Genomic DNA, 24,984 nt, shown 5'->3' on the forward strand with positions numbered 1-24,984 from the left:
CAATATACTCACGAATAAAAAATTTGTTTCCTATTATTATCCAAATATTATTACCAATATTTTCGCAAGTTTCCTTTAGGTATCCAGCCCTTCTCACCGTCTATTTTTCCACACCAAATCCATCCATTCAGCTCTTCTAATCCAATCAGCCTTTCTCCACTCCTCACATTTAATTCTTTCGCAGTATACTCTTTTGTAATTATTCCTACTCTATTCACCATATCTATTCTTATAATTTGCTCCGGAACCCATCCTTTCCGGTTATACCTCTCTTCATGACAAAACACCCAGTTATCCCAGCTTTCAGTACCTACGTACTTTTCTCCAATATGGACTACATCCCCTTCTTCCAAACGAATTGGATCCGGATAGCGACTAACATGTGATTTCATTACTATATATTTCATAACACCCTCCAATAATCAGAAAATTAAGTTATAATATCATTATAAAAGAAGAAGGAGGAATACGCTCATGTACTACAACACTTTATTTGAAAACGATCAACCTGTAGGCCGTCTATAAACTAAGACGGGCATTCATATAACAAATTCACTTTGCCTCGTCTTAGGGAACTACTATTACCCTAAAAATAGACGGAGGTACGTTACATGAAACAAACAATTTTAGGAGCTATATGCTTATCATTAGCAGCTAGTATATGGGGCGGTATGTATGTTGTTAGCAAATATGTACTCGACTTTATCCCACCACTTACACTCGTTTGGCTACGCTTTATTATCGCTTTTGTTGTTTTATATATGATTTTGAAAATAGCTGAGAAAAAACAAAAGAAAAAAATAACCATTCACAAAAAAGAGTGGCTGCTCTTCGCTTGGATCGGATTTATCGGATATTTCATTTCGATCACATGTCAATTTATTGGTACAAAATTATCCGATGCACATACAGGCTCGTTAGTAACATCAGCCACTCCGGCATTTATGGTTATATTTGCAGCACTCATTTTAAAAGAAAAACTAACTGCTCGTAGATTGTTATCTACTATTATAGCGACAATCGGTGTCATTATCGTAATTGGATGGGATATTGAAATTGGCTCCTATTTTATCGGTACAATCATTTTAGTTGGGGCCGCTATCACATGGGCTTTACTATCTATTTATGTAAAAATTGCTTCAGCCCGATTTTCATCGTTAGTTATTACAACGTACGCAATATTCTTTTCACTCTTTTTCATTACACCTTTTATGATATGGGAATTCCAATCTACCCCTATTGAACATATGAACTTGTATGTAGTATTAGGCGTACTTTATTTAGGAATTGTATCAACGGCAGGTGCATTTTTCCTTTGGAATAAAGGATTAGAATTAATGGATGCTAGCATTGGTTCATTATTTTTCTTTTTCCAACCTATCGTCGGATCATTACTTGGTTGGTTCCTATTAAATGAAACATTAAACAACAACTTTTTTATTGGTGGTATTCTCATTATATGCAGTGTTATCATTACTACTTTCGAAAAGAAAAAACAGGCAGAGAGTTAATCTCTGCCTGTTCGTATAAACTCACTCCATACACTTTACGCAGTCCAATGAGCTGGACGAGACAACAATTTCGGTAACTTCGTATGTTTATCCCCCCTGGCCGCATTAATTTGAACTTGCGTAAGAAAAATACTATTTGTAAAATCTACCCCTCTAATATCTGCATCTCGCAAATCTGCTCCAATAAGATCTGCCCCTCGTAAGTCTGCACCATTTAAGTTAGCCGCAATTAAATAAGCTCCTCTTAAATTTGCACCTTGCAAATCTTTCTTTTTCAGATTTGCCCCCATAAGATCTGCTCCGCGGTGACTGATTCGTTTCTTACGTGCCGCATTCATTCCCTTCCATACTAATTCACTCGTTTCTAAAAGAAGAATGTTCACTTCGGCTCTGTGCAATGGAATATTTATTTTCATTAACTCATCTGGACTTAAATTCGAAAGACGCTCTGTCTCTTCAATTGCTTCCTTCAGATCTTTATGAATTGACTGCGTCGCCTTTAAAAGAATAGCCTCATTCAAATACCACAGCATTTCATGAAGCTGATGCATAACCGGAAAAGCATCATACATTTTCCTCGCATGCCCAGCATCTTTCCGCCAATCAATTCCGTTAAATGTAACTTGAGAAATCTTCTGGCCGGCACCGAAACACTCAAATACGGTACAACCTTTATAACCTTTTCCTCTAAGATTTTTATGTATACTACACTTAAAATCTGATTGTAAGTTGGAACATGGTTTCCCACCATCTTTATTCACCGCAAAATCTACCGATGTTGCGAACGGTAAAGCTACACAACATAAACCAAAGCATTTTTCGCAGTTTGCTTTTAAATGATCGTTATGATTAGTCAAAATCTATACCCCCTGTTGTCTTTTGACTATTTCATAATATTCCAATTGAATTAAATAATCAATTTTAAAATAAACTGGCATCTTTCGTTTCAATTCATAACTACATCATTCAATTTCCTTTCAATTGAAAAAGACTATTTTTACCTAATGAATTATAATTAAATTATAAATATTCAAACTAAAAGGAGAGTTACTATGGCACTAGAAATGAAAACAAACTGTCAAATTTGCGATCATTCCCTTCAACCAGATTCTGAAGCTTACATTTGCGTATATGAATGCACATTTTGCGCACCCTGTACTGAAGAAAGACAAAACGTTTGTCCAAATTGCGGTGGGGAGTTAGTACGTAGACCGAAAAAGAAACAGTAAAAAGCAAAGCGATATCGCTTTGCTTTTTACTATGCCCTATTTTGGTGCATGAAATTATACCGACGTTTCAACAAAGGATATCGACCTATCGACAAATAACAACATTTCTACATGAATTCAGTTTCAATCCATCGCCCTTTATAAACACAAGTTAAACATTTAAAAATTTAACACAAACAGGCTCTGGTACAACAACATCAGATTGTATAAGCGTTAGCTTTCCTGTAGATTCATTTCTTGAAAATAGTACAAGACTATGTGATTTTTCATTTGTAGCAACAAGAAATTTTTCAGTAGGATCTAATACAAAGTCCCTCGGCCAATTTCCTTCTGTAGATGTATGTTCAACAAATGTAAGTTGACCTGAATTTTGATTCACACTGAATACAGCAATACTATTATGACCACGATTGGCTGCATACACAAATTGGCCGTCAGAAGAAATATGAATAGCACTTCCTTGACTATTTTCATCAAATTCTTCGGGAACGGTAGAAATATACTGTAATTCTCTAAAAGATCCTTCTTCCGAATTATATGTTAACACAATAACTTCTGAACTCAGCTCAGTCATCACATACGCATACTTTCCATTTGGATGAAAAGTAATATGTCTTGGACCACTTCCTGGATTCACAGACAAGCTATTCACTTCTATTAATGTACTCTCTTTTATTTCATACGTAATTAATTTATCAATTCCTAAATCAACACCCACCACATATTTTTCGTCAGGAGTATATCCCGCGTAATGTGCATGTGGTTTTTCTTGTCTTTCTTTATTCGGACCCGAACCTTTATGTGTAATAATTGATGAGGCAGTATTTACAGTTCCATTTTCTTGATTTACTGCAAAAGACTCAATCGTTCCTTTATGGTAATTTGCTGTAACTACCGTACGATTTCTACTATCAACACTAATATGACAAGGTGAGGCACCTTCTACTATTTGTCTATTTTCTACCTTAAGCTCTCCAGTATGGCTATCAATCGAATAAGCAGCTACACCACCAGCTTCTCCTTCCTTTACAACAGAATAGAGATATTGATTATTTCGATTAATGGTTACATATGTAGGGTTATCCAGCTTGGCTGCAAGTGTTACATTATTAATTTTTTTTGCTTCCGTGTCTAAAGTAAAAGTATATATTCCTTCGCTATTTTCTTTCGTGTAAGTTCCAACATATCCAATAAACTCTTTGTTATCCATCATTTTTATACCCCTCTCTCCCTATAGTTTTTGTTCACCATACTTGTTACGAAACAACCTTAAACTATTTTTTGTTGAAATAATACCCTAAAAAATCGGAGTACCTCTTTATAAATTATCATATTTTTCTGCTCAATAGCCTCTAAACCCATTTTTTCTGAAAAGCTGCTATACTTTCATATTCTTCTTCCAAGTGACGAGACAGACGAATATAAATAGGTGTTAAATCTTTATATTTTTCCACACTTTCCATGTTTGGTTTATGATAAAAATTTGCACCTACCATTTCAGAAACTACATGTAATGTATCTATTTCACCTAAACTATATAAACCGAGGATAGCAGCTCCCAAGCAAGAGCTTTCGAAACTTTCAGGAACATATACGTCTTGATGAAAAATATCCGCCATCATCTGTCTCCAAAGTTCCGACCTTGCAAAGCCTCCAGTTGCTTGAATTTTTCTCGGTTCGCCAATTAGCTCTTTTAAGGCGAGGAGAACAGTATACAGGTTATAAATGATTCCCTCTAAAACAGCACGGATAAGATGTTCTTTCTTATGATGCAATCCTAGTCCAAAGAAAGATCCTCGCGCATTAGCATTCCATAAAGGAGCTCTTTCTCCTGCTAAATACGGATGAAATAATAAACCGTCAGATCCAGGGTTAACTTTTGCTGCTATTTCAGTAAGCACTTCATATGGATCTTTTCCTAAACGCTTCGCATGTTCAACCTCTAAAGTACCTAATTGGTCACGAGCCCATCTGAAAATCATACCACCGTTATTAACTGGCCCACCAATTACCCAATGTTCCTCAGTTAGTGCGTAACAAAAAATCCTACCCTTTGGATCCGTTACAGAATGATTTGTTACGGCGCGTATCGCACCGCTTGTACCAATTGTAACAGCAACAACCCCAGGTTCTATTGCATTTACACCTAAATTAGATAGTACTCCATCACTCGCTCCTACTACAAAGGGAGTAGAAACAAGTACATTCATCTCTCTTGCAAGATCTTCATCTAATCCTATTAAGCTGTGCGTCGTTGGAACAAGTTTAGAAAGCTTTTCATCTGAAATTCCTGCAACATGTAGAGCTTCCTCATCCCATTTTAAAGATTTTAAATTGAACATTCCTGTTGCTGATGCTATGGAATAATCAATTACATATTCCTTAAATAACTTATAAAAAACATACTCTTTAATAGAAATGAATTTATAGCTTTTTGCGAACAATTCTGCATGCTCATTCTTAAGCCAAACTAATTTTGAAAGTGGTGACATAGGATGCATTGGCGTCCCGGTGCGAAGGTAAATTTCATGACCATTCATATCATTCTTTATTTTCTCTGCCCATCTTGCGCTTCTATTATCTGCCCAAGTGATACATCTCGTTAACGGATTCCCCTCTTCGTCTACAGCAATGACGCTATGCATTGCCGAACTAAAAGAAACACAAAGAATATCAATCGGCTGTACGTTACCTGATTGCACAGTTTCTTTAATCGTATGTATCACCGCTTGAAAAATCTCTTCAGGATCTTGTTCTGCTATTTCTGGCGCGGGAGAATATAAAGGATATTCAATCCCATGGCTTGCAATAACAGATCCATCAATCGAAAACAGAACTGATTTTGTACTAGTTGTCCCAATATCTACACCAATCATATATTTCAAGCTCACTATGTAACCCCTTTCGAAATATTTCTATAACAAAAGAGCACCATGATTTATATGAAAAAAGACTCTTCCTTATGAAAGCTACGTTTTAACAAACTTCACTCTCATAAGGAGGTCCTTTTCATGTCTATTGTGCTATTTTGAAAATGAATCGTTTCTTTTTATATTGCCGTTTTCACGTAATAAGATGCCAAACTCGAGATTAAATTTACAGGATGAAGTTACATAGAGAGTGGTCCTCTCGCGAAAAAGCAATTGGTGAAAACTTCACTTCATTATAATTTAGGCGCTTTCGCCCAATCCGCAGCAAACTTTTCAATACCTTGGTCCGTTAATGGATGCATAGCAAGTTGTTCAATTACTTTATAAGGAATTGTTGCAATGTGAGCACCTGCCATCGCTACACGAGTTACATGATCTGGGTGTCTGACAGAAGCCGCAATAATTTGTGTATCTAATTGATGAACATCGAATAATTCAGCAATTTTAGCAACTAATAGTACGCCATCTTCAGAAATGTCATCTAAACGACCTAAAAATGGAGAAACATACGTTGCACCTGCTCGAGCAGCTAAAAGTGCTTGGTTCACAGTGAAAATAAGGGTAACGTTCGTTTTAACATCTTTTTCAGTAAGATAACGACAAGCTTCTAATCCTGCTAGCGTCATCGGCAGTTTTATTGTGATGTTTTTATCGCCACCGTTAATTTTAATCAATTCTTCTGCTTGGGCGATCATCTCTTCGGCTGTAACAGCATCTGGAGTTACTTCTGCCGAAACAGACTCAACTTTAGGTACTGCCTGACAAATTTCTGCAATACGGTCTTCAAACTTGATACCCTCTTTTGCGACTAAAGAAGGGTTAGTTGTAACACCAGCTAAAACTCCCAGTTTATATGCTTTTTTTATGTCCTCAAGATTTGCAGTATCAATAAAAAACTTCATGATCAATTCCCTCCAGTTTTTAAACTTTAACGAGTTATAATTTTAAAATGTTTATTTCTTTTCTACTGCATGTCCGCCAAATTCATTGCGCAGAGCTGCTACAACTTTCCCTGTAAACGTATCATTGTCTAATGAGCGATAGCGCATTAATAGAGACATTGCGATAACAGGAGTTGCTGTTTGAAGGTCTAATGCTGTTTCTACTGTCCATTTCCCTTCACCAGAAGAATGCATAACTCCCTTAATTTCATCCAGTTTTGCATCTTTAGAAAATGCATTTTCAGTCAATTCCATTAACCATGAGCGAATTACTGAACCGTTGTTCCATACTCTTGATACTTTTTCATAATCGTAGTCAAATTCACTTTTCTCTAAAATCTCAAATCCTTCACCAATAGCAGCCATCATACCGTATTCAATTCCGTTGTGAACCATTTTTAAAAAGTGACCACTGCCAGCTTTTCCTGCATATAAGTATCCATTTTCTACAGCTGTATCGCGGAAGATAGGTTCAACGATTTCCCAAGCTTCTTGATCTCCTCCGATCATGTAACAAGCACCATTACGAGCGCCTTCCATTCCTCCAGAAGTTCCTGCATCCATAAAGTGAATACCATCTTTCTTTAATTGCTCATATCGGCGGATAGACTCTTTATAATGTGAATTACCAGCTTCAATTAAAATATCCCCTTTTGATAACAGCGGTGTAACCTCATTAATAACAGAATCAACAACAGCATGCGGTACCATAACCCAAAGAATTCTTGGTGATTCTAATGACTGAACAAGTTCATTTAAACTAGATACACCTGTAGCCCCATACTCTTTCATTTCTTCCACTGCACTCGTATTTAAATCGAATGCTGCTACTTGATGTTTATGATCAATTAAATTTTTCCCTAAATTCAATCCCATTTTGCCTAAACCAATTAATCCTACTTGCATAATATAATTCCTCCTCAAATCATCTTTTATTAAAAATCCATATCACTACAATCTTGAATACCTTTTTGACATATCATTTTCAACACTTATAAGTTGATATGTCCAGAAAGGTATTCACAGTCATAGCTTAAGAATTCAATACATTTTGTGTAATTTGAACAACATTTTCTGTCGTAAATCCAAATAGATTCATGACTTCAGCTCCAGTTCCTGAAGCTCCAAATGTTTCAATTGATAATGCCTTTCCTTCTTGCCCTACATAACGCTCCCAACCGAGAGATACACCCATCTCAAGAGATACTCGTTTTGTTATAGAAGACGGAAGAACCGATTCTTTATATTCTTTCGATTGACGATCGAATAACTCCCAGCTCGGCATTGCAACGATACGAACAGAAACATGTTCTTGTTCTAATTTTGCTTTCGCACTAACAGCTAAAGATACTTCAGAACCTGTCGCAATTAAAATAACATCCGGATTTTCATTTGTTTGCGTTAATACATAAGCTCCTTTATAAAGATTCTCTATGTTCGCTTTCGTTTCATTAAACACCGGTAAATTTTGACGGCTAAGTACTAAAACAACAGGACCATCCGTTTGTTGTAAAGCATACGCCCAAGCACTTGCTGTTTCATTTGCATCTGATGGGCGGATAACTGTAAGACCAGGAATTGCCCGAAGAGCTGCCAAGTGTTCAATTGGTTCATGAGTTGGACCATCTTCTCCTACTGCGATTGAATCATGTGTAAATACGTAAGTAACAGGTAACTTTTGCAATGCAGCTAGTCGAATTGATGGACGAAGATAATCATTAAATACAAAGAATGTACTAACGAAAGGTTTTACTCCTCCATGAAGCGCCAGTCCATTCGCTGCCGCGCCCATTGCATGTTCACGTACACCGAAGTATATATTTCGGCCAGCAAACGTTTCTACTGCATACACTGCTTCACCTTTTATATCTGTCATAGTGGAATGGGAAAGATCTGCACTTCCGCCAAAAATAGAAGGGATCGATTTCACATAATGATTAATAGCTTCTCCACTTGCAACACGAGTTGAAATAGTCTTCTCAGTATCAAAGGATAGAATGTCATTTGCTTCGATTAAAACCTCGCCTGTAATCGCTTTTTCTAATTCATCTGCTAATGCAGGATTCGATTCTCTATATAAGTTGAACTGCTGATCCCACTGGTTCTCTTTTTCAATGCCTTTTTGTTTAAGTTCATTAAAATGAGCTTTCACTTCTTCAGGCACAAAGAAATCTTCCTCATAATGCCAACCATACACTTGTTTTGTCGCTGTCGCCTCTTCTACTCCAAGCGGATTACCATGTGCTTTGTTTGTTCCAGCAACTTTTGGACTTCCATACCCTATAATTGTTCTGATTTCTATAAGGGTAGGTTGGTCGGTATTTTCTTTCGCTAATTTAATGGCTCTTGTGATAGCCTCAACATCGTTTCCATCCTCAACTCTTACATACTGCCAATGTACAGATTCTGCCCTTTTCTGAATGTTTTCAGAGAAAGCAATGTTTAATTCACCATCAAGTGAAATTTCATTTGAATCATATAGTACAATTAACTTACCAAGTTTCATATGCCCTGCCATTGACATCGCTTCATAAGAGACACCCTCCATTAAGTCACCGTCTCCAACTAAAGCGTAGGTATTGTGATCTATAATAGAGTGACCATCCTTATTAAACTTCGCTGCTAAATGTGCTTCTGCCATTGCCATTCCGACAGCATTGGCAATCCCTTGTCCTAACGGGCCTGTAGTCGCTTCAACTCCAGGAGTATGACCAAATTCGGGATGGCCCGGTGTTTTACTATTTAACTTTCTGAAATTTTTCAAGTCATCAATTGAAACGTCATATCCAGCTAAATGAAGTAGGCTATATAATAGACTGGATCCATGTCCCGCCGATAAAACGAAACGATCACGGTTAAACCATTCTGGATGATTAGGATTGTAATTTAAATGATTCGCCCATAATGCATAAGCCATCGGCGCTGCACCCATCGGAAGACCTGGATGACCTGAATTTGCCTCATTAATAGCATCAATAGATAAAGTACGAAGTGTATTCACTGCTAATTGATTCATGTTTTTTGCCATAATAATAGTCCCCCCTAAATACCTTCATTTAAGAATGTATTTATTTTTCTATTTTTTGATCTAACCACCATTTAAATTCACTTTCTTGCAATAGTTCATTGGCCGCATCTGGACCATAAGAACCAGACTCATATTCATGAAGTGGCAATAAATTTTCCTCGAATGCTTCAAGAATTGGCTGCACCCATTCCCATGACAATTCGACTTCTCTCCAATGAGCAAAGAATGTAGAATCTCCACTCACAGCATCATGGATGAGTCTTTCATAAGCTTCAGGCACTCCTACATCCGCTTGCTCGCAAGTAAAGTTAATACGAATCGGTTCAATCTCTCCATTTTTTAATGGATTTTTACTATTTAATTGTAGTGAAACATTCTCACCTGGGCTTATTTCAATTATTAATAAGTTAGGCTCTGCATTTGGATTATTATCTTGATATTGCTGTTTTAACGTATTTTTAAATTCAATTACAATACGAGTAGATTTTTCTTCCATTCTTTTTCCTGTTCGTATGTAGAAGGGAACGCCAGTCCAAAATGGATTATCGATCCATAAACGAGCGGCAACAAATGTGTCTGTTTTAGAAGAAGGATTTACTCCTGGCTCCTCTTTATATGCAACCACTTGTTGACCTTTTATCTCACCTGAAGCATACTGCCCGCGAATGATATGGTTCTGAACGTCTTCTTTTTTCACTTTACGAAGAGTCTCCATTACCTTTCGTTTTTCCTCTCGAATTTCAGATGCGTTAATTTTTTCCGGCAGATTCATAGCAGTCATCATTAATATTTGTAACATATGATTTTGAACCATATCTCGAATGGCTCCTGCCTGATCATAATAACCTGCCCTTTCTTCAACCCCAACTGTTTCACTAGCCGTTATTTGTACATTCGCTATATGTTCTTTGTTCCAAATTGATTGGAGAACAGGATTTGCAAATTCAAGTGCTTCAATGTTTTGAATCATCGGTTTCCCTAAATAATGATCAATGCGGTATATCTCGTCTTCTTCAAACGTTTGACTAAGCTTATCATTAAGCTCACGCGCAGATTTAAGATCATGCCCAAACGGTTTCTCAATCATCAGGCGTTTCCATCCGTCCGTTCTATCCAGTCCACTTTCCTTAATATTTAAAGCAATTGTCTCGAAAAAGTCAGGTGCAACTGAAAGATAGAACATTCTATTACCTTTTATATTTCGTTCTTTTTCCCTTTCACGAATTACTTGTAATAACCTCTCATAGTCTTCTGGCTTACTCACATCTAATGGGCAATAACGAAAATTATCTAAAAAACCTTCCATTTCCGGAGTACCTTCTTCCCTATGACGAGAAAAAGTTTCTATTGATTCTTTTATTTTCCCCTGTAAATCTAAATGAGATAGTTGACGTCTTCCAAGCCCGATAACAGATATCTGCTTTGGAAGTTTTTGATCTCTATATAAGTTATATAGTGCGGGGTAAATTTTTCTTTTAGCTAAGTCCCCTGTTGCTCCAAATAAAACAAAGGTCATTGATTCCAATTTCAGTCCCCCTCTTGTTGTATAATCATTGTCAATATATGAAAAATGAATTGTACAGAAGCTCATACTCTTATTAATTCATTCTTACTTCTTCTTATCTTCTAACTTCATGTTGTTACAAAAAATAAATAGTTATCAAATTCCAGTTCTTTTTATACCTTTCGCTTTCTAATTGTCCCCAATATTAATAGTGGCAATTCAAAGCATTTCTAATACAACTTACTTATTTATCGAATTTAACTTAATATTATATATTTAATTACTTTTAGTTATTAAATAACCTTATGTCTAGTATATTAACTACATAAATTATTATCGTCAAGAAAAATATCTCGAATTAAAGATTTTTTATATCGTAATATTTTTCAGTTTTTGTCTATTTATTAAATGATGTTAGCCACATTAACTTCATCAATCGCAAGTGGGTTTAAATTTATGACTAAACGGCTTCTCGATAATAAGACGATTCAATCTCTTGTAGTACATTTTGATCTCCATATTGTATAAGTCCTATTGCTTTCATTCTTTCCACTCCTTTACAATGCAGGGAAATGAGGAAGTACTTCTTCCCCTAGCTAAAAGAAATGAGAATAATAGGCAGTATGTTCAATTAGATACAGCTCGAATATTTTTCATTAATCATCTAAAGAGAACACAAATGCCCTTAAATAAAATACAAGAATATATGAAATTCTCACTAGCCAAATTCATAATATTATACTTATTTTTTGTACTTTGCTATGCTATAACCACGAACAGGAGGTAATAAACAATGAAAGCACAAATCATCCATTCTTTTGGGGATTCATCTGTATTTCAATTTGAAGAGTTTTCAAAACCGGAACTTTTATCAGGACATGTTCTAATCCATGTAAAAGCAACAAGTGTAAATCCAATCGATACGAAAATACGCAGTGGCGCTGTTTCATCAGTTGCTCCTGAATTTCCAGCTATATTGCACGGGGATGTATCGGGTATTGTTATAGAAGTAGGAGATGGTGTTTCGAAATTCAAACCTGGCGATGAAGTATATGGGTGTGCTGGAGGTTTTAAAGGAACTACTGGTGGTGCACTTGCAGAGTTTATGCTTGCTGATGCTCGATTGATTGCTCACAAACCAAAAAATTTAACAATGGAAGAAGCAGCTGCTCTACCATTAGTTGCAATTACTGCTTGGGAATCTTTATTTGATCGTGCAAAAATTCAATCAGGACAAAACATCCTCATTCATGGGGCTACTGGTGGCGTAGGACACGTCGCCATTCAACTGGCTAAATGGGCAGGTGCTAAAGTTTTTACGACAGCTTCTCAGCAAAACAAAATTAAAATAGCCCATCGTCTAGGAGCCGACATAGCTATTAATTATAAAGAAGAGTCTGTTCAAGAATATGTTCAAAAACATACGAATGGCAAGGGATTTGAAGTTATATTTGATACGGTAGGTAATAAGAATCTCGATAATTCTTTTGAAGCTGCCGCGATCAATGGAACTGTCGTAACAATTGCAGCTCGTTCAACCCATGACCTCTCTCCTTTACACGCAAAAGGACTCTCTCTGCACGTTACTTTTATGGCGTTAAAAATATTACATACAGATAAGCGTAACGATTGCGGGGAAATCTTAAATAAAATAACACAAATAGTTGAAGAAGGAAAACTTCAACCATTGCTAGATTCTAAAACTTTTACGTTTGATGAAGTTGAACAGGCACATGAGTATATGGAATCGAAAGAAGCAATAGGAAAAATAGTGTTGAAAAACGCTTGGTAACTATAACTCGATTAAAAATGTCGATTACTCGGTGTCGGAAAGTAAAAGAGTGATAAGAAATCCTTGATTGCTAACATAATTTATCAAATTTCATGATGCTAGTGAATATAAGGAAAATAGTAAAGTTGCATAAAGGTCAATTTATGCAACTTTATTTTAGTTTTGCAACACCCTCTATTGTATTATGTATACATATCAAGTGGTAAAATCTTTAATATTTCTACATCACTAAAACCTTTGATAGCTACTCCTCTTCTATAAGAACCTACATATCCAAAATTTACTGTTGAACTATCTCCCCCCTTAAAACCAAAGTTAATTCTTTTAGTAACAAGTTAATATCTTTCAGAAACAATAGCATAAAGCCTGACAAGTTGAATCCTATTATAAAATTTTTTTCAGTTAAAATACGAAAATAATTTATATTTGGAGGACCTCAATTGCATTCGATTTTCTGAATAAAAAATAATATTAAATTCATAAATTTAATGTGATATTATATATTGAACTCTTCATGAAACTATCATTCATATTACTATTTAGGAGGATTTATGAGCAATCAAAATAATAATGAAGCACCAAATAAAATGGAAATCTTGGTCATAATTTTAGGACTATTTTTACCACTCTTCCTTCCTGCGCTTTTAATGCTAGCATTAGGAAAATGGATGCCAGATGAAATTGTATATCCTGGAGTAATGTCATTATTTATTCTATCCATTGAGTTATTCATAGTAACGGCTATTTTTACTAAGATTCTAAGTGTATGTGGATTACCTGAAAATAAATTAGATGAATTAGGATTTTTAGGATTTACAATTTCAATAGTTACATCATTTTTAGCTACTTATGTAGGATATTTTGGGATAGCTAAAGTTGGATTAACTTCGGTTCAACTATCACCTCATGGCATTTTAATTGTAGCGATTGTATCCACAATCATCTTAACTATTTTATTAAAGATTTTAGAGAAATTTGATAATCAATACGATCCAAATACAAATGAATAAAATTGTAAACTAAAAAGGTATGCTTCAAACAGAGCATACCTTTTCTATAAGATATTTATTACAACAATAAGTATCGGTTTCTATTTTTTATTTTCGGCAGATCCCTAAATTTATTAAAATGACAAAAACACCTGTCTTTTTATCGAAAACAGGTATTTTTCTACATTTATATAATTCCCAATTTTTTAAGATATAAAAGGAATAGGTTAATACAAGAGGAAATTTAGATCATTAGCTTTGAAGGATAAATTATGTGAAATTTAAACAAGGTGATCCAAAATAATCACCTTGTTCTTTTAGTAAATACAATAGTGTTTTCAGCAATCTTTACCAATAACATATACCCTATTAATAAAAAAAAGGAAATTAACTTACTGTCACTAAACAATTTTATTTTCACACCACATTTAGGTTATTAAATTAGAATATTACTTATGAAATTTCACACGCTCTTCAAGCGGTTGGAATTCTTTTTCACCTGGTGCAGCTGTTGGGTTACCAAATGGCATTTGTGCAATTAGTTTCCAATTAGCAGGGATATCCCATTCTTTTTTCACTTCATCGTCAATTAATGGATTATAATGTTGTAAAGATGCCCCTAATCCCTCTGCTTCTAATGCCGTCCACACAACTAATTGGTGCATACCTGATGCTTGGTTTGACCAAATCGGGAAGTTTTCAGCATATGCAGCAAATTTTTCTTGAAGTGATTTAACTACAGCCTCATCTTCAAAGAATAGTACTGTTCCATAACCAGCTTTAAAGGAATCCATTTTTTGTTGCGTTCCTGAAAAATCTCTATCTCCAACTACTTTTCTTAATGTTTCAGTTGTAATATCCCATAATTTATTATGGGCTTCACCAAATAATACAACTAATCGCGCAGTTTGAGAATTGAAAGCTGATGGAGTATATTTGACAGCAAACTCCACGATTTCTTTAATTCTTTCATCTGATACTTGTACCTCTTTATTAATTCCATAGTAAGTACGTCTTTCTTTAAGTGCAGTATAGAAATCTTTTGTCATAACTTTATTTCCTCCTAAGTTCTAATATCCTTCAAAATCATATATCTCGAAGATAATATGATTTGAATTTTTAATCATTAGACTCCATAGCACCAATTGCCAATCATTCTGAATCTAAATACATTGCTTCTTGTCCAAATCACTTCAGTTTACCTAAAGACGCCTTATAGAATCATTAATAAGATCCAGTCATCGTTTGATACTATTTTATCCAATCTCTATTAATGTACCCTGCGTGTTTCATATTTACACAAATATGAACTGTAGGTAATTTGATCATCGAATTTTATCTTGATTCGAAATATTCTCAGGGACAACCTTTAATAATTTTATTGTAAGTTCAGTTACAGTATAAATGAATTCTTTTTTTCTTCTGTTAACATGGTCGGCCAAGTATTTAGCGCAATTAATGGCATGGTATTGCCCCCTAAAATTGATTATCTATTCACTAACTACAACTTTTGGTTTAAATGATTTTTAACTGCTCTTATAACCAATTCATGATCTTCTTCTGGTGGTAATCCCGAGACTGTTATCATTCCAATAACCCCTACGTTTTTTATTTGGATGGGAAATGATCCACCAAACGCAGCGTATTCCGAGGCATCTAAACGGTATTTTTCATGATATGGGATTCCATTTATTTCACTTTCTATCTGCATATAATACGAGCTATGATTATGTAGAGAAACGACCCGTTTTTTACGCTCAATCCATTTGGTATTTTCCTCAGTTGTCCCTGTCATCTTGAAATGAAATAATTGCACACCATTTTTTGCTATATCAACAGCAATCAATTTTCCCTCTCGCTTTGCTGTTTCAACGATAAATAAACCTAATTGCAAGGCATCTTCATTTGTAAAAGAGGAAAATTGAAGTGTTTCCTCCTCTATTAAAATTTGTTTTCTTATTTCATTCATATTTAAAGTACTCATATCTTTAACCTCCCTAATCGTTTTATGCCACAGTGGCATTTTTAAAATTATCGGGCTCTATAGTACAACCCTTCAATAATTCTGAGTCTAAATAAACCGCTGGAACATAGTTAGTAACTAGTACCGTAAAGCTCGTTTTCTTCTTACAGGTGCTATTATGAATTATATTCAACACAATAAAAAATACGTACTTGAAAGTACTCTCCTACTTATCCCCCTCTTACATAGGCTCATATGAAATATATTTAACATATTAAAAATGTATGTACTAAACAATAATATTTTTATTAGTAAACTTTTTTCAAAATGGCTACAATCCAAATTCATCAAAGAAGTCTTTTATCAAATTAAACAAAAATAAAAAGAATCTATTCGGTATTAGATTCTTTTCTAGTCGAAAAACACTCTTATGATACTCGTATTAAGTATGCAAACCTTCACTTAGATACTTTGAACATCGATATTTTAGAATATATTGTCCCTAAATCAGATAAAGCATCTTACTCAAATGATCAAATTAGTGCGATGCATCTTTGTTTTGAAATAGAAAATATTGATACCGCTGTGAAACGCCTAAAAGCAATTGGGGTAGAACCAGGTGGCGAGCCGATTGTTTTCAAGAAAGAAGATGACTAGAAATCAGGATTTGATACAGGACTTGCCTACTTCCGTGATCCAGATGGTACTAATTTAGAGCTCATTGCTTCAAAAGATTCATTTAGACGTGACGAATTCATATAAATCAAGGTGTTTGCATTTTTTGCAGTGCGACAATGGCCTTGCAAAAAGATACTATATTTTACTCATGTGAATACCAAAAAAGCCACCTTATGTAAAGTGCACCCCAATTGTTAGACACAGTCTAACAATTGGAGGTGCATTTTTTATGGCTAATCGCGAAAATTAACATCGGGGTCTGATTGGTACCTATTCCTTTGCCGTCTCTTTCATCATAACATCGAAAGAATAGCCCGATGACCATTTCAAATATTGAGTAGCACCCCATCGCTATCACGCTAAAATTTTATAATACCCCCACAACGAAATTTCCTGCTAAATTATAATAAAAAAGTTCATTTTTTCATTTCGGGATAATTCTGAACCCTTAAGTTGATGGGCATAGGGTACAGCCGAGAAAATATTGTATATTCATTGATTTTAAACAATTAAATCAAACTAATTCTGATGTAATGAAATTGCATTTATACCTTTTTAACAAATTCAGATTTTAATTTCATAGCTCCAAAACCATCAATTTTACAATCAATATCATGGTCTCCATCAACTAATCGGATATTTTTTACTTTTGTACCTATTTTTACGACTGATGAAGTTCCTTTTACTTTAAGATCTTTAATTACTGTTACAGAATCACCATCGTTTAAAATATTTCCATTTGCATCTTTAATTACCTTTGTATCTTCACTATTTTCAGTTTCTAATTCTAAAGACCACTCATGAGCACATTCTGGACAAACAAAAAGATTCCCATCTTCGTAAGTGTATTCTGAATTACATTTTGGACAATTTGGTAAATTAGACATATTTTTATTTCCTCCGCTTGTTATCATTCATTTGAATAGATAAGCATTATTTTTTTATTTTCTTTAAAACTCTAATACTTTTTCTTTATTATTTACTTCTTGAAATTGTTGAGAAAGTTGCGTACATTCGTGAAAAGCAAAATGTTTACACCCTACACATTTTTTCTTCTCTAAGTGCTCTAGAGCGTGGTTAATCGCATCCCCTGTGTGATCAAAAAAGTTCTTTTCCCCAATCTCAGTGTACAATCCATTTTTATCCAGATTATTTTTCAACTCCGATTGAATTCCCGAAACAAGAAGTATGCCACCCTGCTTTTTAAAATGCTGGACAATATTCCTAAAATAGGACTCTCCTGTTGTATCAATAAAAGGAACTTTTCCCATACGTAAAATTAAAACTTTAGGTTTATAATGAATGGTTGCTAAAATGTTTTGTTCAAATGTTTGAGCAGCCCCAAAAAATAATGGCCCTTCAATTGTGTAAATACTAATTTGTGGGCAATCGTGAGCTTTATTTACCACATGCGGTAACAATTTTTCATTCTTTTTTGTATGATCAGGAAGCACTTTAGATATGACAAGCATATTACTCATACGTTTTGTAAACAAAATCACAGCTAAAATAAGACCGATTTCCACAGCTGTTGTCAAACTAGTAAATACAGTGAATAAAAATGTTACAAGTAATACAAGAGAATCTCCTGTCTTCATTTTAAGGATGTGAGCAAAATGTTTTTGTTCACTCATATTCCAAGCTACTACCATTAAAACAGGAGCCATACTAGCAAGTGGAATATGTGAAGCATATGGAGCTAACAGTAGAAGCGTGAATAACACAAATATCCCATGAATAACACCCGATATCGGAGATACAGCTCCACTCTTAATATTTGTTGCTGTGCGAGCAATCGCTCCAGTTGCTGGAATTCCTCCAAAGAATGGTGTAACTATATTAGCAATTCCTTGACCGATAAGTTCTTTGTTACTGTTGTGTTTACTATTTGTCATACCATCTGCCACGACAGCGGATAAAAGAGATTCAATTCCACCGAGCATTGCAATAACAAATGCCGGACCAATTAGCTGTTGTATACGCTCTAGTGTAATTGCTGGTATATCAAACTGAGGAAGTGTATTTGGAATCGTACCATATGCTGTACCGATCGTAGGTACATGACCTGAGAAAAATACCGTTGCAATTATAGTTGAAATAATAACACCTACTAATGAAGCAGGTACTTTCGGTAAAATCTTCGGTGTTATGAGAATAACTAAAAAGCAAATCAAAGCAGTTATAACACTGTAAAAATTGGTAGTACCCATATGAGTGAAGATTTCCTGCAGGTTTGCTATAAATTCCTCATGCTTTTTTATACCTGTTAGCCCTAAAAAACTAGCAATTTGTCCCGTAAAGATAATGACAGCAATACCTGATGTGAAGCCAATTGTTACGGGGCGCGGGATAAATTTAATTAAAGATCCTAGTTTAAAAATCCCCATAAGACATAGGATAATTCCGGCTAACAAACCAGCAAGTAGTAAATCTTCATACCCATAGGTAATTACAATCCCTAAAAGAATTGGGACAAAAGCACCTGTAGGCCCGCCAATTTGATACTTCGAACCACCAAATAGTGAAATGAGTATCCCGGCAATACATGTTGTATAAATTCCATACTCCGGCTTAACACCAGAAGCGATAGCAAAGGACATAGCAAGTGGTATCGCAACAACTCCGACAATCATTCCTGACAGAAGATCCTTTTGAAAATGTCCCAATGAATATCCTTCAAACCTTCCCGTAAATAAACCTCTCATTACAAACCCTTCTTTTCTATTTTTAATAAATCTTATTTCTTCTTAAAGAATATTATCTTTTGATGATTTTGAATTACAAATGCATTTCTCATGCTCTTATCCTTACGCTTTTTATCTCTTTACAAGAGGCTTAATATTGGTTATACGTTTTGCTTAAATGACGTTCTAATTTACCTATATCTCCACCTTCTTGTACGTAGGATTTTAACCTTTCTGCTAGAAGTAATCCATCTCGACTATCTAGCTTTTTCATTTCTATAAACGCTTTAATCCTTACGTTATCCGGGGTATTATCTCTACGAAACATTTTCCCTGGGATTTCATTCCAAAAACGATTCCAATCGTCCAATAATCCTATTTGGTCAAATAAAAAACTTTGAATCCCGCATAACCAAGCTGTACAAGCTGTATTTCTCTTTTGACATCCAACTCCATCCTGTAAATGCTGGCATGAAAAACAACAAGAATTCCCACTTTTAATACAAACATTACAAACGTGATAAGCACCTATTGAGCGAAATATTTCCATACCATGTTGAATGATATCTTCTTTCTTAATTTCAATGCTCAACCTAACCCTCCTTACCTATCGTTTCAAGTTCTGTTTCATCTAGTTCTTCTAACATTGAAATTGTATCGATTAAATGGTTGTTAAAAATTTTCCGTGCAACTACCAATAAATCCATAATTATAGGATCTCGTAAAGAATATAAAACTCTTTTTCCATCTTTGGTACCAACAACAATATTTTTTGAACGTAGTACACTTAATTGCTGAGAAACAGCTGAGCCTTCCTTATTTAGAATAGCTTGAATTTCGTTTACGCTTTTTTCACCTTCTGACAATAATTCTAAGATACCTATTCGCAAAGGATGTGCTAAGGCTTTAAAGAAATCTGCTTTAAATTGTTGCATTTCATTTCCCATTAAAACACCTACTTATTTTTAATTAAAAACCCAGAAACATCATATACATCTTCAAATGTTTGAATATGTATATGATACTTCTAGTACTTACAATTTTCAATAAAAACATTTGAACCCATATAGGTAAATTATTTTTAGGTACATATTGTAATACTACGCCCCGTTTGTACACGTATTTCGCTTATACCTTAATATCAGTTACATTAGTATTGAATATTTGCATGCGAAATTAAAGCACACAATTCATAAAAAACGATATTTCATTTAATATAGAATAATATTTCCAATGTTACATGTCTTGAAATTTTCAATCTATTACATTACGGGCTACCGCTACATACCCATCAAGCTAATATTTTGAAGTAGCCCCAAAACGAGAAAAATGTAAAAATTTTTCATTACGGGGTAGTTTCTATTGTTAGGTTGATAGCCATGTGTTGCTACCCTATTAAGAATTAGCTAATCATTTATTTATGTCTTACTTTTATAAAAGCTACACAAAAAGCCATTGATATCATGAATAGATATCAATGGCTTTTATATTATAAATCTGTATCCTATAACAATTAAGCTATCGTTAAGACAGTCACCTCTTTTTTACATTTTAAACTTTTCAATTAACATTTGTAGCTCTTCAGCCATTTGTGATAATGTACTGGCAGCTGAACTAATCTCTTCCATAGAAGCTAATTGTTCTTCAGCTGATGCCGCAGCATTTCGTGTGCTCATCGCGTTACTCTGCGTTGTTATTACAAATTCACTAACGGATATAGAAAGACCATTTGCTCCTTTAGATATTCCGTTTACAGTTTGTACCATCATTTTAATTTGTTCTGCTATTTCATTTGTAGAATGCAATATTTCCGCAAAATTCTGCTTTGTATCATTCGCTATGATAATACCTGATTGTACTTCTTCATTCACATTCCCCATAGCCTTCACAGTCTTATTCATATCAGTCTGTATTTCATCTATTAATTTACCTATCTCACTTGATGATACACGAGATTGTTCCGCTAATTTCCGCACTTCATCAGCTACAATAGCAAATCCTCTCCCATGCTCACCTGCCCGCGCTGCTTCAATTGCTGCATTTAAAGCAAGGAGGTTTGTTTGATCAGCAATATTTTGAATAACCTTTAAAATATCACCAATTTGTTTCGATTTATCATTCAGTAATTGAATAACAGCATCTGATTGCAAGACAGATGTTGCAATCGACTGCATTTGCTTCACTGTTTTTTCTACAAATTCCCCGCCATCCTCAGCCTTTTCGCGAGTATATGCAGAGGCATTTCTAATGGAAGAAAAGCTATTTGCTACCTGTTGAATTCCCTCTGTCACATTGTGAAGTAACATTGCTCCATTCTCAAAGTTCGCGGTTTGTGTAGTTACTCCACTTGATACTTGCTCCATCGCCATTGTAATTTGTTCTGTTGCCTCATTCGCTTGCCTCACACTTGCCGTCAACTCTTCAGATGAAGCTGTAACATGTCCTGCTGAAGTGTTAATTCTTCCAATTAATGTACGTAATGAATACGTCATTTCATTAAACCCTTTAGCAAGCTGACCAATTTCATCATTGGAATGGATTTCAATTATTTTCGTTAAGTCCCCTTCACTTATTTCTTGAGAAGTTACAACTAACCTCTTTAAAGGTTTCGTAATTAAAAACGTCACAAAATAAATAAGTGCTCCTCCTACAACTAATGAAATAAACATAACAATTAACGTATTATAAAATACAGGTCGTGCAGCCTCAACAATCTCATTTGAGTACATTGTCCCAGCAATTTTCCAACCCGTTTTTAAATTTGTAACATATTCCATTCTCTTCTCACTACCGCCATAAGAGTAGGAAAAAGTACCATGGTTATCTTCATAAATTTTCTTCGCCCAAGCATCAGCTGCTTTATCACCTGGTTTTTCTCGCGGATGAGCAACAATTTTCTGCTTATCGTCTAAAATGATAGCATATCCTTTATTACCGATATTGATTAACTTTGTTGTTTTTAATAAATGCTCCAAGCTTAAACTTAAAGCTACCACACCATTTTTATCTTCTGTTTGCTTTGCGATCGTTACCACAATATGCCCATGTCCTGGTACCTTATATGGCTCCGTGATAACGATTCCACCTTGCTTACTCACTGCATCTTTATACCAAGGACGTGTGGTTGGATCATAATCTGCTGCCATTTGTATATTGGGTTCCGCCACAAATTTCTTATTGTTTCCTGCAACATATACTCGTTCCACATCTTTATTGAAATTACTATATAAAGATAATATTTTCCTTAATGCATCTTGAGTATCTCCTTGATACATATCACCATGAATCACTCGTGCAAGATTATCCAGATCATTGAATTTTGTCTCAATCATTTGGGTGATTAAGTGATCTAATATTTTAACATTATCATGAGCACTCCTCATAATTTGTGATTCAAAATTCTTTTTAGCCGTTTGATAGGACATTCCCCCAATAATAGAGACGGCCGCAATTAAAATTACAAAAAATGAAATTAATAACTTGTTAACAACTTTCATATCCCCTAAAAAATGTAATACTTTACTCACAAAACTCCTCCTTAAAACAATAAAACCTAATATTAACAATAATAAATAATAAAAATGCAACAAAGTTTCCTTTTTGATATTTTATTCGTTTGCTTTTGTTTACATTCCAAATGATAATAATAAACAAATATTAAGCAAAAATTAAAAAAGTGTAAATGTTTAGTTACTAATTATTAAGAATTTGTAAATTTATAAAATTATTAGTACATTCTGAAAATTGGATGTAACGATTCCAAAAATGACTCCGCTCTCAGGCTCCGATTGAATATCAAGCCTCGATGACCGCCTATTCTATTTTTAAATTGTTTACTTGACGGGGCTAATTCCAGAATGCAAAGCGCTTTTTCAAGAAAACTTTGCGATCTTTTTATTTTTCAAAGCCTCGTGTTATAACAGTCGATAAAAATCCGGATTATCCCATAGCAATTGAACAGTTGAAAAACATGTGAAATATCCGACGCTTATGTAGTGATGATTGAAAGAATCTTGTCTTGCATCTTTTTATATTGGGATGTATCAAAAACTTCCTGCAAGACTAATTCTGTATAAATTAACTGAAACGCAAATGAAACGTAGACAAAAAGATTTAGCATCTAAAGAACATAAAAAAAAATTACCTATAAAGAACGTAGTAAACGACTTCATGCAATTAATTTTCACATTACAAATCACACAAATATCAATTATTTTCCTATCCCCACCTAACTTCTTTGCTCCAGCCGAATTTTGAGGTGGGAGTTTTACTGCCCGCAAATAGCGGGATAAAACTCAATATTCCGTTATTAATGTAGACAATCCCATTTCTATTCTCGGAGCAGTTAGTTTTTACTAGCTGCTCTTTTTTCTCTTTATACTAAGTAAAATCACTTTTGGTTTCTTAGCAATTAATTCGCTAAATATTTACGTTAACATAAATAAATATGTGTTTATATTTGAATTGTCAATCCCCGTTGACAATTCAAATTTCATTTTAGTACATAATCACCCTTTTTTAACAACAATATGTCTACCTATATTAATATTTACGCTTATGTATCAGTTCATAAGCCGCTTCTAATATTTAAGAACTTCATAGAATATAGTGTAGGATAAATTTTCTAAAAAACTATAACTTCTAGAAGATTTACTTCCACGCTAGATACAGGTGCTGCTTTTGCAATTGCTGCTACAGCATTCGTGTATTATAATTTCTACCTAAACGGTGTACTTTAACCAGGCGGAGACTCAAGTGTTACTACTGACCCAACTGGAGCAATCACAATTCCAGGTGGCAATGCATTTGATCCTGCAATCCCAGTTACTGTTGAATTTATAATAACTTAATCTGTATCTTTTACTTTTGGACAGGTTTCTTAATCAAGAAATCTATCCTTTCTACTAAAATAGCGTTTTTATTGATTTTTATACACGTTTAAATGAGACAATCATATGTTATTGTATAGAGATCCTCCACTCATAGGATTCTTACCTTTCTAAGAGCACGCTTATAGGTGTGCTCTTTTAATTGGTTATTCAAACAAGGATTTTGTTATATTACTATCCGCACCAATCACAGCTAAGTCAAACCCATTCTCTAAAAAAATTTGGCTAGGGCCTTTTCCTTGTTGATTTTCTTTTACAGTTCTTACTTTGAAATCTGGATAATGGCTAAACGAACGTTCAGACACTTTTAATACATTTTTATTTTTCTCTAGTTAGTTCATTTGAATTTCATTAAAAATAATTTTACTCGTTTCCCGTACCTCATTTCTATCGCTGGTTTCATTATAACGAGATTTTCTTATAAAAATACACAAAAACCCCGAATTATGGGGCCTTTTTAAGTTTCCATGATTCGGGGTACAGTTCAACGTGATAGGGTTCTTTTTGTTGTGGCATCAATATTTATTTTTGGAATTAAGCTTGCTATAGTAAGATACTATCTATTATAAACTCTTTTGAATAAATATATGAAAGGGAGTGTGGCTTTGAATAACAGTATCGAGATTCATTTCATGTGTCTTGAAATTCTTACACGGAAACCTCACGTAGTATATTTAGTATTTCCCTCATTAATTATACATATAGTAAAATATAAAATCTTTGTAATTTAATTATAACAAGATTTTTCCGAAAAAAAAGACTACTTTTTTTCGTTTTAAAATGATAATATCCATATATAGAGCTAAATTAATATTTTTAATTCTATATACTTTCATTTTTTATAGA

At 34.4% G+C, this 24,984-nt stretch carries 19 protein-coding genes and 5 pseudogenes; 8 read left to right on the forward strand and 16 right to left on the reverse strand.

The features are described 5' to 3' along the window. Positions 1–50 precede the first annotated feature (50 nt). Positions 51–407 carry an SH3 domain-containing protein gene (locus ACQKNR_RS16890; RefSeq protein WP_427318881.1) on the reverse strand — a complete coding sequence of 119 codons (357 nt, stop codon included), beginning with the start codon at positions 405–407 and terminating at the stop codon, positions 51–53. A 204-nt stretch (positions 408–611) separates the two neighbouring features. Between ACQKNR_RS16890 and ACQKNR_RS16895 the strand changes: the two genes are divergently transcribed. Further along, positions 612–1,511 (forward strand): DMT family transporter, encoded by a 900-nt coding sequence (locus ACQKNR_RS16895; RefSeq protein ID WP_427318883.1) that lies wholly within the window; start codon positions 612–614, stop codon positions 1,509–1,511. Positions 1,512–1,546: 35 nt separating this feature from the next. On the opposite strand, the gene ACQKNR_RS16900 is transcribed toward ACQKNR_RS16895, so the two are convergent. Continuing rightward, the gene (locus tag ACQKNR_RS16900; protein ID WP_427318885.1) at positions 1,547–2,368 is read right to left on the reverse strand and encodes a pentapeptide repeat-containing protein; all 822 of its coding nucleotides are present in this window, start codon (positions 2,366–2,368) and stop codon (positions 1,547–1,549) included. Between the two features lie 195 nt (positions 2,369–2,563). Between ACQKNR_RS16900 and ACQKNR_RS16905 the strand changes: the two genes are divergently transcribed. Beyond that, positions 2,564–2,740, forward strand: coding sequence for a DUF1272 domain-containing protein (locus ACQKNR_RS16905; protein ID WP_199674312.1), 177 nt, complete (start codon positions 2,564–2,566; stop codon positions 2,738–2,740). Between the two features lie 151 nt (positions 2,741–2,891). Here the strand turns inward: ACQKNR_RS16905 and ACQKNR_RS16910 are convergent, their stop codons facing one another. The 6 genes from ACQKNR_RS16910 to zwf form a co-directional block, all read right to left on the reverse strand. Then, on the reverse strand, positions 2,892–3,953 hold the full coding sequence (locus ACQKNR_RS16910) for a lactonase family protein (RefSeq protein ID WP_427318887.1): 1,062 nt from the start codon (positions 3,951–3,953) through the stop codon (positions 2,892–2,894). Between the two features lie 139 nt (positions 3,954–4,092). After that, positions 4,093–5,634, reverse strand: coding sequence for a gluconokinase (gntK, locus tag ACQKNR_RS16915; RefSeq protein ID WP_427319068.1), 1,542 nt, complete (start codon positions 5,632–5,634; stop codon positions 4,093–4,095). A gap of 269 nt (positions 5,635–5,903) precedes the next feature. Next, a complete protein-coding gene (gene fsa, locus ACQKNR_RS16920; protein ID WP_427318889.1) occupies positions 5,904–6,572 on the reverse strand; it encodes a fructose-6-phosphate aldolase in 669 nt (222 codons plus the stop codon). Positions 6,573–6,623: 51 nt separating this feature from the next. Next, the gene (gene gnd, locus ACQKNR_RS16925; protein WP_427318891.1) at positions 6,624–7,517 is read right to left on the reverse strand and encodes a phosphogluconate dehydrogenase (NAD(+)-dependent, decarboxylating); all 894 of its coding nucleotides are present in this window, start codon (positions 7,515–7,517) and stop codon (positions 6,624–6,626) included. A gap of 127 nt (positions 7,518–7,644) precedes the next feature. Next, positions 7,645–9,639 carry a transketolase gene (gene tkt, locus ACQKNR_RS16930; RefSeq protein ID WP_427318893.1) on the reverse strand — a complete coding sequence of 665 codons (1,995 nt, stop codon included), beginning with the start codon at positions 9,637–9,639 and terminating at the stop codon, positions 7,645–7,647. A gap of 40 nt (positions 9,640–9,679) precedes the next feature. Then, positions 9,680–11,164, reverse strand: a complete 1,485-nt coding sequence (gene zwf / locus ACQKNR_RS16935; protein WP_427318895.1) for a glucose-6-phosphate dehydrogenase — start codon at positions 11,162–11,164, stop codon at positions 9,680–9,682. Positions 11,165–11,936: 772 nt separating this feature from the next. On the opposite strand from zwf, the gene ACQKNR_RS16940 reads away from it, so the two are divergent. Both ACQKNR_RS16940 and ACQKNR_RS16945 read left to right on the forward strand, forming a co-directional pair. Continuing rightward, positions 11,937–12,935 carry a zinc-dependent alcohol dehydrogenase family protein gene (locus tag ACQKNR_RS16940; RefSeq protein ID WP_427318897.1) on the forward strand — a complete coding sequence of 333 codons (999 nt, stop codon included), beginning with the start codon at positions 11,937–11,939 and terminating at the stop codon, positions 12,933–12,935. Positions 12,936–13,486: 551 nt separating this feature from the next. Further along, on the forward strand, positions 13,487–13,945 hold the full coding sequence (locus tag ACQKNR_RS16945) for an epimerase (RefSeq protein ID WP_427318899.1): 459 nt from the start codon (positions 13,487–13,489) through the stop codon (positions 13,943–13,945). Between the two features lie 428 nt (positions 13,946–14,373). On the opposite strand, the gene ACQKNR_RS16950 is transcribed toward ACQKNR_RS16945, so the two are convergent. The 3 genes and pseudogenes from ACQKNR_RS16950 to ACQKNR_RS16960 form a co-directional block, all read right to left on the reverse strand. After that, positions 14,374–14,973, reverse strand: a complete 600-nt coding sequence (locus ACQKNR_RS16950) for a nitroreductase family protein (protein WP_427318900.1) — start codon at positions 14,971–14,973, stop codon at positions 14,374–14,376. Between the two features lie 300 nt (positions 14,974–15,273). After that, positions 15,274–15,389, reverse strand: a pseudogene (locus tag ACQKNR_RS16955) (tautomerase family protein); the annotation flags it as partial. A gap of 36 nt (positions 15,390–15,425) precedes the next feature. Continuing rightward, the gene (locus ACQKNR_RS16960; protein WP_427318902.1) at positions 15,426–15,908 is read right to left on the reverse strand and encodes a heme-degrading domain-containing protein; all 483 of its coding nucleotides are present in this window, start codon (positions 15,906–15,908) and stop codon (positions 15,426–15,428) included. Positions 15,909–16,319: 411 nt separating this feature from the next. Between ACQKNR_RS16960 and ACQKNR_RS16965 the strand changes: the two are divergent. Continuing rightward, positions 16,320–16,649: pseudogene (locus tag ACQKNR_RS16965) on the forward strand (VOC family protein); the annotation flags it as partial. A 461-nt stretch (positions 16,650–17,110) separates the two neighbouring features. On the opposite strand, the gene ACQKNR_RS16970 reads toward ACQKNR_RS16965, so the two are convergent. From ACQKNR_RS16970 to ACQKNR_RS16990, 5 genes are all read right to left on the reverse strand, one after another. Beyond that, on the reverse strand, positions 17,111–17,452 hold the full coding sequence (locus tag ACQKNR_RS16970) for a zinc ribbon domain-containing protein YjdM (protein ID WP_427318904.1): 342 nt from the start codon (positions 17,450–17,452) through the stop codon (positions 17,111–17,113). A gap of 63 nt (positions 17,453–17,515) precedes the next feature. Further along, complete coding sequence (locus ACQKNR_RS16975; protein ID WP_427318906.1) at positions 17,516–19,270, reverse strand: SulP family inorganic anion transporter; 1,755 nt, start codon at positions 19,268–19,270, stop codon at positions 17,516–17,518. 130 nt (positions 19,271–19,400) lie between these two features. Next, positions 19,401–19,841 (reverse strand): DNA mismatch repair protein, encoded by a 441-nt coding sequence (locus tag ACQKNR_RS16980; RefSeq protein ID WP_427318908.1) that lies wholly within the window; start codon positions 19,839–19,841, stop codon positions 19,401–19,403. A 1-nt stretch (position 19,842) separates the two neighbouring features. Beyond that, positions 19,843–20,196 (reverse strand): ArsR/SmtB family transcription factor, encoded by a 354-nt coding sequence (locus ACQKNR_RS16985; protein ID WP_427318910.1) that lies wholly within the window; start codon positions 20,194–20,196, stop codon positions 19,843–19,845. Between the two features lie 597 nt (positions 20,197–20,793). Beyond that, on the reverse strand, positions 20,794–22,746 hold the full coding sequence (locus ACQKNR_RS16990; protein WP_427319070.1) for a methyl-accepting chemotaxis protein: 1,953 nt from the start codon (positions 22,744–22,746) through the stop codon (positions 20,794–20,796). 362 nt (positions 22,747–23,108) lie between these two features. Between ACQKNR_RS16990 and ACQKNR_RS16995 the strand changes: the two are divergent. The 3 pseudogenes from ACQKNR_RS16995 to ACQKNR_RS17005 form a co-directional block, all read left to right on the forward strand. After that, positions 23,109–23,216 (forward strand): annotated as a pseudogene (locus ACQKNR_RS16995) (IS6 family transposase); the annotation flags it as partial. Positions 23,217–23,266: 50 nt separating this feature from the next. Next, positions 23,267–23,445, forward strand: a pseudogene (locus ACQKNR_RS17000) (IS4 family transposase); the annotation flags it as partial. Between the two features lie 438 nt (positions 23,446–23,883). Continuing rightward, positions 23,884–24,099: pseudogene (locus ACQKNR_RS17005) on the forward strand (DUF4183 domain-containing protein). Positions 24,100–24,984 lie beyond the last annotated feature (885 nt).

This window comes from Bacillus sp. NPDC094077 (assembly GCF_050279465.1).
Classification (GTDB): domain Bacteria; phylum Bacillota; class Bacilli; order Bacillales; family Bacillaceae_G; genus Bacillus_A.

Coding starts and splice junctions, on each gene's coding strand:
- ACQKNR_RS16950 (WP_427318900.1), bottom strand. CDS start 14,973: ATGACAAAAGATTTCTATACTGCACTTAAAGAAAGACGTACTTACTAT.
- ACQKNR_RS16975 (WP_427318906.1), bottom strand. CDS start 19,270: ATGAGAGGTTTATTTACGGGAAGGTTTGAAGGATATTCATTGGGACAT.
- ACQKNR_RS16970 (WP_427318904.1), bottom strand. CDS start 17,452: ATGTCTAATTTACCAAATTGTCCAAAATGTAATTCAGAATACACTTAC.
- ACQKNR_RS16910 (WP_427318887.1), bottom strand. CDS start 3,953: ATGATGGATAACAAAGAGTTTATTGGATATGTTGGAACTTACACGAAA.
- fsa (WP_427318889.1), bottom strand. CDS start 6,572: ATGAAGTTTTTTATTGATACTGCAAATCTTGAGGACATAAAAAAAGCA.
- ACQKNR_RS16895 (WP_427318883.1), top strand. CDS start 612: ATGAAACAAACAATTTTAGGAGCTATATGCTTATCATTAGCAGCTAGT.
- ACQKNR_RS16985 (WP_427318910.1), bottom strand. CDS start 20,196: ATGGGAAATGAAATGCAACAATTTAAAGCAGATTTCTTTAAAGCCTTA.
- ACQKNR_RS16905 (WP_199674312.1), top strand. CDS start 2,564: ATGGCACTAGAAATGAAAACAAACTGTCAAATTTGCGATCATTCCCTT.
- ACQKNR_RS16990 (WP_427319070.1), bottom strand. CDS start 22,746: ATGAAAGTTGTTAACAAGTTATTAATTTCATTTTTTGTAATTTTAATT.
- ACQKNR_RS16940 (WP_427318897.1), top strand. CDS start 11,937: ATGAAAGCACAAATCATCCATTCTTTTGGGGATTCATCTGTATTTCAA.
- ACQKNR_RS16945 (WP_427318899.1), top strand. CDS start 13,487: ATGAGCAATCAAAATAATAATGAAGCACCAAATAAAATGGAAATCTTG.
- ACQKNR_RS16890 (WP_427318881.1), bottom strand. CDS start 407: ATGAAATATATAGTAATGAAATCACATGTTAGTCGCTATCCGGATCCA.
- gnd (WP_427318891.1), bottom strand. CDS start 7,517: ATGCAAGTAGGATTAATTGGTTTAGGCAAAATGGGATTGAATTTAGGG.
- tkt (WP_427318893.1), bottom strand. CDS start 9,639: ATGGCAAAAAACATGAATCAATTAGCAGTGAATACACTTCGTACTTTA.
- ACQKNR_RS16960 (WP_427318902.1), bottom strand. CDS start 15,908: ATGAGTACTTTAAATATGAATGAAATAAGAAAACAAATTTTAATAGAG.